The following is an 8,048-nucleotide window of genomic DNA, read 5'->3' as shown; positions in this document are numbered from 1 at the left end:
ATTTTGTTTCGAAAAGTCAAATAGAACGACCATTTGGCGAACCAACAGAAGCTGATTTACGAATTTTAGAAGATTCCACACATTTCCGTGTTTTTGATGTAGATGGAAATATGAATAGTGCAAGAAGTTCTTTTTATCACCAATCTATCGGAGGATATCACGCGGCAAAACCTAAGAAAATGCAAGAAGTATTCGATTATCAAATTGCAAAAAACAATTTCGAAGTCTTGAATATGCTAAATGTGAAATATATTTTAAAATCTAATGAGGAAAGCAATCAACAGGCATTAGAAAATCCGAATGCGAATGGAAGTGCTTGGTTTGTTTCTAAAGTGAAAGATGTAATGACTGCAGATCAAGAAATGAAAGCTTTAGATAAGTTGAAAACGAATGATGAAGCCGTTATTAGTTTTGCATCAAATGATGCGATGTCGATTAAATCATTGGGTAAAATTTCAAAAGATTCCACTTCAATTATTGAGCTGATGTCATACAAACCCAATCATTTAAAATATGTTTCGGATAACTCTAAAAACGGTTTTGGTGTGTTTTCTGAAATGTATTACGAAAAAGGATGGAAGGCTACTATTGACGGAAAAGATGCTGAAATACTAAATGTAAATTACGTATTACGTGGCTTACAAATTCCAGCAGGAAAACATAAAATCGAGTTTATATTTGAACCAGATGTTGTAAAAACAGGAAGTACAATTGCTTTGATATCCACTCTTTTAATGCTTATTGCTATAGGGTTAGGGATTTTTTATTGGAGAAAGCAAAATAATCAATTAGCTGAAATAAAATAAATTCATATTAAACCTGTCAGGTTTATAAATATAACATTTTGAGTACAAATAAAGTTTTAATCATCACCTATTATTGGCCGCCAGCAGGTGGGCCTGGTGTGCAACGTTGGTTAAAGTTTGTGAAGTATTTGCCTGAATTTGACGTCGAACCTATCGTATATATTCCAGAGAATCCAAGTTATCCTTTGCTTGATGAAAAATTACTTTCGGATGTTTCTGATAAAACGATAATTCTGAAAAACAAAATATTCGAACCGTATGCTTTGGCTTCATTTTTATCGAAAAACAAAACAAAGAAATTAGGTGCTGGAATCATTACTCAAAAGAAAAAGCAATCGATTATTGAAAAAATAATGCTTTGGATTCGTGGGAATATTTTCATACCAGACGCTCGCGTTTTTTGGGTAAAACCTTCGGTAAAATATCTTAAAAAATACATTCAAGAAAACAATATTGAAACCATAATTACTTCAGGTCCGCCACATAGTTTGCATTTAATAGGTTTAGAATTAAAAAAGCAACTAAGTTTAAATTGGATTGCTGATTTTCGAGATCCGTGGACGACTATTGGTTATCATAAAGAACTCAAATTATCAAAATGGGCGAGTGCCAAGCACAAAGCATTAGAAAAAGAAGTAATGACAACTTGCGATACGATTTTAGTAACTTCACCCACAACAAAATCTGAATTTGAACGAATTACAAATCAACCTATTGAAGTCATTACAAATGGATATGATGTAGAGAAAATTGAAAAAAAATCTTTAGATGATGCGTTTACTTTAGCACATATTGGATCGTTTTTATCGGAAAGAAATCCGCAAATTTTATGGGAATCTTTATCAGAATTAATCGATGAAAATGAAGCGTTTGCTACTCATTTTAAATTAAAATTAATTGGAGCCGTAAGTAAAGAAGTTATACAATCAATTTCAGATTATAAGTTGGATACTTTTGTGCAAAATTTAGGTTATGTTTCGCACGAAGAAGCCATATTACATCAAAGAAGTTCGCAAGTTTTATTGTTAATAGAAATTGATTCGGATGACACAAAATGTATCATTCCAGGAAAACTTTTTGAATATATGGTTTCAGAAAGACCTATATTAGCCATAGGACCTAAAAATTCCGATTTCGAGAATATTATAAAACAGACAAATACGGGCGTTTTTTATCAATATAACGAGAAAAACGAGCTAAAAAGTCAAATTTTAAGCTATTTTAATCAATATTTAGATAAAAACTTAAAAGTTAATGCAGTCGGTTTACAACAATTTAGCAGAAAAAATTTAACAGAACAATTAGCAAAAACAATTTCAAAATTTAATAGCAAAACGTAATGTTAATAACACAGATTGGAGAAATAATTGAAATCTAAAACATCTAAAATAGTTAAAAAATCTAAATAATCTAAAAATCTAACCATCTAAAAATCTAAAAATCTAACAATCTAAAATGGGTATCGTAATTAAACAATCTATTAAAAACACCATCATTACTTTTATTGGTTTTGCTATTGGTGCGATTAATGTTTTGTATATGTATCCTGTTTTTTTAGGTAAGGAATATTTAGGTTTAACCAATTATGTTTTATCGGCGGCTAATATTTTGTATCCTATTTTATCATTTGGTATACAAAACACATTGATAAAGTTTTTCAATGAAAATAATAAAACAGAAGAAGAGCTAAGTAGTTATTTTAGTTATATGCTGTTGTTGCCATTACTTATCATTATTCCGTTTTTTGCGTTGTTTTATCTTTTTTACGAAAATATTGCTTTGTATGAATCGTCAAAAAACACAATTGTGTATGACTTTGTATGGGAAATTCCACTAATTGCTTTATTTATTGGTTATTTTGAGATTTTTTATGCCTGGTTGCGTGCCCATATGAAATCGGTTTTTGGATCTTTTGTTAAAGAAGTATTTGTAAGAATATTAGTAACTGTTTCGCTTTTTGCCGTTTATTTTGAATTCATAACATTACCACAATTTGTTCATTCCTTGGTTTTGGTATACGGTATTAGTTTGTTAGTAATAATTTACTATGCCAATAAAACGAAAAGTATTACGTTAAGTAAAAAGTTTCCGAAGAAAACCAAGTCTATTTTTGTATTTACCATTTTCATTATTTTATCGGCAAGTGTAGCCAATATGCTATTAGATATTGATAAATATATGATCAATCAATTTTTAAAAATTGAAAATATTGCCTTTTATTCTTTGGCTGTGTACTTGTCAATGGTTATTTCCGTTCCACAACGTGCGATGCATCAAATCACCTATCCAATTACAGCAAAATTAATTAGCGAAAATAAATGGCAAGAATTAAACGAATTATATAAAAAATCTTCGGTAACGCTTCAAGTTATTGGAGGGTTAATTTACATTGGAATTTTAGTAAACATAAATCAAGTGTATAAAATTCTTCCAAATGAAGGATATAGTCAAGGATTATTTGTAGTTTTTACTATTGGTTTGTCGAAATATTTTGATGTTATTTTAGGAAATAATAACTCTATAATATTTAATTCTAAGTATTATAAAACAGTATTGCTTTTAGGAGTTTTATTGGTTTTTGTAATCGTAGGTTTAAATTTAATTTTTATTCCAAAATACGGAATAAACGGTGCAGCTTTAGCGACTTTAATCGCAATTGGAATGTACAGTTTAGCCAAGCTATTATTCGTGGTTTTTAAAATGAAATTATTTCCGTTTACTAAAAAAACCGTGATTTCAATCGCAATTACATCAGCGTTGTTTTTCGGATTTTACTTTTGGGAATTTCCTTTTCACCCAATTATTAATATTGGTTTAAAATCGGTACTCCTTTCTGTTTTATATTTGGCTTTACATTATTATTTTAAGGTTTCAAGTGATATTAATTTTGTGATTAGAAATGTATTTAATAAGGTTTTTAATAAAAAATAAAAATCCCGCTTCGTAAATACGTAACGGGACTTTTAACAAACTAACTTTTAATTTCTTTTTCGTTCTTCGGTAACTTTTTTAATTTCGTCGATGTCTTCTTTTTTCATTTTTTCTTTGCTACCATCTTTTTTAAAGTAGTAATAATCGCCATCGTTTTCAGCATCATTATTGTGATAGTTTCCACCATTATATCCTGCTGGGCAAGGATTGTAGGTATAACCATAACTCATTCTGTTAACAAAACCCACAACACCAACAATTTGTCCGTGGTAATTATAAAATAAACGCATACCTCCAATTCTGGTTAAAGTAAAACTGTTATATGTCATAAACACACTTCCAATTCGTTTAATTCTTCCATAATAATCATAATTCACGAATACCGTTCCAATTCTTCTTATTCTACCATAATAGTCGTACTCAATTTTAATTCCTCTACTACCTCTTTCATCGATATTTGTTGTAGCTGGAATACCTCCACGTCTTGCTAAATAATTGTTGTTTCCGATATTGAAGTCAAAATCACCATTTGGAAAAACATAAAACAAAATACCTCGTTCTAAAAATACAATAGGTTCTGCATCTCTGTAATCAATTGCATAATAATTAGGATACCCATTTTGGTGTTCATTTCTGCTTCCACGTCTTTCGGTTCTAATTTCTTGAGCTTGTACTGCGTTTAACAGGATAAAAAAACTGCTCACAAAAAATGTAATTTTTCTCATAATTTCTAAGTTTTAAAGGTTCTACATTTTCTAATTGTTATTGTTATTTAGTTATTTTCAATTGCTATGCCAAAAGAAAAAATGTTTATGATAACGATTTGATAATAACTTGTTAATGATTTCTAATAAATTGATATTTAGTGTTTTAATTTTAATATTTAAAGAATATCAACCAATTTATTATCTGTTATTTACAACACAGATTATACTAATTTTAAAAATTTATAAAATCTGTGTTTCAAAAAAGTAAAAAATTAGACCGAAATTGAATTTAGTTTTTGTTGTTGCCTCTGAATTTACTATTTTAGCACAAATCAGAATCAGTATGCGGAAGTTATTCTTTTTATTATTTTTTATAAGCCACTTAGTTTTTGCACAATATCCAACGGATTACTTTCGTTCTCCTTTAGATATTTCTATAAATTTATCAGGTACTTTTGGTGAATTGCGTTCCAATCATTTTCATTCAGGGTTAGATATTCGCACCAATAATATTGAAGGATTACCTGTTTACGCTGCGGCTGACGGAATGGTTGTACGAATTAAAGTATCGCCATTTGGTTATGGAAAAGCGTTATATATTGCTCATCCTAATGGATATACAACTGTTTATGCACATTTGCAGAAGTTTAGCGATAAAATTGAAGCGTACGTAAAAGAACAACAATACCGTCAGAAAAGTTTTGAAGTAGAATTATATCCCAGCAACATAAAAGTATCACAATCTGAAATTATTGCTTTGTCTGGTAATTCTGGTAGCAGTGGAGGACCCCATTTGCATTTTGAATTTAGAAATACGGCTACTGAAAAAATTATCAATCCAATGGCTTTTGGAATGAATAAATTGATTAAAGATCAAACAAATCCTGTGATTTCAAGTTTAATGGTGTATCCAGCAAACGATTCAATATCAGTAAATAAAAGTAGAAACCCAGTTAGTTTGTCGTTACAAAAACAAGTGGACGGCACTTTTTTAGCTACAAAAGTCGTAGCCAGTGGGAAAATTGGTTTTGCGCTAAATTCGTATGATATATCCACCAATAATTACAATAAAAACGGAGTATATAAAGTAGAAAGTTATTTAAATGGTTCGCCAAATTTTAAATACGAATTTGAAACGTTTGCTTTTGACGAATCGAAACATATAAATTATTTTATCGATTTTAAAACGTTTAAAAAACTAAAGCAACGCTTTCAAAAATTATTTATTAAAGAAAATTATCCTTTATCTATTGTTAACGGAAATACTAAAAATGGGTTTATCGATATTAAACCCAATGTAAATTATACTTATAAAATTGTAGTTTCTGATTTTCACGGAAACACCACAGTAGTGAATGTTCCAATTTCTTATGAAAAAGCAATTCAATTTTCTGAAACCTCAAAACCAGTAGTAAAAGAAAACTATTTTATAAAACACAAATCGGAATATAATTTTGAATTTGATAAAACGGCAGTATACTTTCCACCGAATGCTTTGTATGAAAATGCTACTTTAAATATTGTTGAGAAAGATGGTGTTTTAGATTTAGAAAATAATTTCGAAGCCATACAAAATGCGTTTACCGTAACTTTAGATATGTCTGATTTATCTGAAGAAGAAAGAAAAAAAGCGTTTATTGGTAACGTTTCGGGGTATAAGTTAGAGTACAATTCTTCTTTCAAAAAAGGAACAAAAATAGCTGCTAAAGTAAAATCATTTGGAAAGTATAAAGTAGGTATTGATAATGTGCCACCTCGAATTTACAACCCTAATTTTATTGAAAACAGCAATATTTCTAAATTAAAAACGTTAAGTGTATCTATTAACGATGTGCTTTCAGGTATTGATAGTTATAATGCCTATTTAAATGATCAATGGATTTTAATGGAATACGATTATAAAACCAAAAAATTAATTCATAATTTTGAAGATGGTAAAGTAATTTCAGGAAACAATACCATTAAAATTGTGGTTACGGATAAATTGGATAATACAACCACATTTACATCAAATTTTATATATTAAGTATGCTTATACATAGTAAGTTATTTCGAATTATTCTGTTTTTTATATTTATTTCTACCTTTTCGTTTGCTCAAAAGGCCAGAATTAAAGGTGTGGTTTTAAACGAAAATCAGTTGCCTATTGAAAATGTTTCAGTAAGTTCACCTTCATCAAACACAATTACTAATAAAAATGGATTTTACGAATTAGAAATAGCTGCGAATGTGGAAGTTACAATTTCGTATTATAATTCGTCATTTAAAAAATCAACGTATAAAGTCAATTTAAAACCTAATGAAGATTTTGAATGGAATCCGATTTTAGGAACTATTAATGAAGTAATTGAAACCGTTGTAATATCAGGTAAAAACAGAAAAATTAATGGAGCCACAGCGCTTTCTCCTGTTTTATTGAGACGAATCCCTGGAGGAAATGCGGGTGTTGAAAATTTGATAAAAACCCTTCCTGGTGTGTATTCAAATAATGAATTAAGTACTTCGTATGCTGTACGTGGAGGAAATTACGATGAAAATTTAGTATATGTAAACGAAATTGAAGTCTATCGTCCTTTTTTAGTTCGTTCTGGGCAACAAGAGGGTTTGAGTTTTACCAACACCGATATGGTACAAAATATCGATTTTTACGCAGGTGGATTTCAAGCCAAATATGGTGATAAATTGGCATCTGTTTTGGATATTGCGTATCGAAATCCAAAATCATTTCACGCCGGTTTAGAAGCCAGTTTTTTAGGTGGAAGTATTTTTGCTGAAGGTGTATCTAAAAATCAAAAATGGAGTAATATCACTGGAGTACGTTACAGAAATAATGCACTTTTGGTTAACAGCCAGGAAACGCAATCTGCTAATTTTAACCCATCATTTTTAGATGTGCAATCGCTATTTAATTTCAATTTAAACACCAAATGGAATTTTAGTTTCTTAGGAAATATTGCACAAAATAATTATAACTATCAGCCGACTTCTCGTCAAACGAATTTTGGTACGATTAGCGAGCCAATTGCTTTATTAATTCAGTACGAAGGACAAGAAAAAGATACTTATACAACCTTTTTTGGCGCTTTAAAATCGGTATATGAACCTAATAAAAATAATAAATACAAACATATTTCATCTATATATCACACTGTAGAACAAGAATATTATGATATTTTAGCACAATATCGTTTGGGTGAAGTAGATGCAAATATTGGATCTGAAACCTTTGGAAATGTTGTTTTTTCTCGCGGAATCGGTTCGCAACTAAATCACGCCAGAAATAATTTAGATGCTTTAATTGTAACGAATGAAATTAAGGGAAATCATAAATTAAATGATGACAATGCGATAGAATGGAGTTTTAAACATAATTTCGAAAACATTAGAGATAGAGTAGTAGAGTGGGAAGTAATTGATTCTGCAGGATTTTCATTACCAAATCCAGAATTGGAATATATTAATGACCAACCGTATAACCCATATTTCGGACCATTAGCGCCTTACCAAAATGTTCGTGCTAAAAATAATACCACTATAAATCGATTCAATTCCTATTTAAATTGGAATTATGAAGGAATGATTGGTTCGCATACTTATTATGTAA

Annotated in this window: 6 protein-coding genes; 5 read left to right on the top strand and 1 reads right to left on the bottom strand. The window is 29.7% G+C overall.

Features of this window, described 5'->3' with window-relative positions:
- From ACIQ11_RS06895 to ACIQ11_RS06885, 3 genes are all read left to right on the top strand, one after another.
- Window positions 1-806, top strand: an 806-nt coding sequence (locus ACIQ11_RS06895) for a YfhO family protein (RefSeq protein ID WP_396153948.1), incomplete at its 5' end; no start/stop codon positions are given.
- 38 nt (window positions 807-844) lie between these two features.
- Window positions 845-2,146: a glycosyltransferase family 4 protein gene (locus ACIQ11_RS06890; protein WP_396153947.1), complete on the top strand. Its 1,302-nt coding sequence runs from the start codon at window positions 845-847 to the stop codon at window positions 2,144-2,146.
- Window positions 2,147-2,261: 115 nt separating this feature from the next.
- The gene (locus ACIQ11_RS06885; RefSeq protein ID WP_396153946.1) at window positions 2,262-3,737 is read left to right on the top strand and encodes an oligosaccharide flippase family protein; all 1,476 of its coding nucleotides are present in this window, start codon (window positions 2,262-2,264) and stop codon (window positions 3,735-3,737) included.
- Window positions 3,738-3,784: 47 nt separating this feature from the next.
- Here the strand turns inward: ACIQ11_RS06885 and ACIQ11_RS06880 are convergent, their stop codons facing one another.
- Window positions 3,785-4,462: a hypothetical protein gene (locus ACIQ11_RS06880; RefSeq protein ID WP_396153945.1), complete on the bottom strand. Its 678-nt coding sequence runs from the start codon at window positions 4,460-4,462 to the stop codon at window positions 3,785-3,787.
- A 265-nt stretch (window positions 4,463-4,727) separates the two neighbouring features.
- On the opposite strand from ACIQ11_RS06880, the gene ACIQ11_RS06875 reads away from it, so the two are divergent.
- Together ACIQ11_RS06875 and ACIQ11_RS06870 are read left to right on the top strand one after the other, a co-directional pair.
- Window positions 4,728-6,470 (top strand): M23 family metallopeptidase, encoded by a 1,743-nt coding sequence (locus tag ACIQ11_RS06875; RefSeq protein WP_396153944.1) that lies wholly within the window; start codon window positions 4,728-4,730, stop codon window positions 6,468-6,470.
- A gap of 2 nt (window positions 6,471-6,472) precedes the next feature.
- On the top strand, window positions 6,473-8,048 hold a 1,576-nt coding region (locus tag ACIQ11_RS06870), incomplete at its 3' end, for a TonB-dependent receptor plug domain-containing protein (protein ID WP_396153943.1).

It is taken from the genome of Flavobacterium sp. (assembly GCF_044361065.1).
Taxonomy (GTDB): domain Bacteria; phylum Bacteroidota; class Bacteroidia; order Flavobacteriales; family Flavobacteriaceae; genus Flavobacterium.
The sequence above is the reverse complement of the archived record's forward strand: the minus strand, read 5'-3'. Positions and strand labels throughout refer to the sequence as shown.

What these genes read in the sequence shown, in the direction of transcription:
- ACIQ11_RS06885 (WP_396153946.1), top strand. Translation starts at nt 2,262, where the DNA reads ATGGGTATCGTAATTAAACAATCTATTAAAAACACCATCATTACTTTT.
- ACIQ11_RS06880 (WP_396153945.1), bottom strand. Translation starts at nt 4,462, where the DNA reads ATGAGAAAAATTACATTTTTTGTGAGCAGTTTTTTTATCCTGTTAAAC.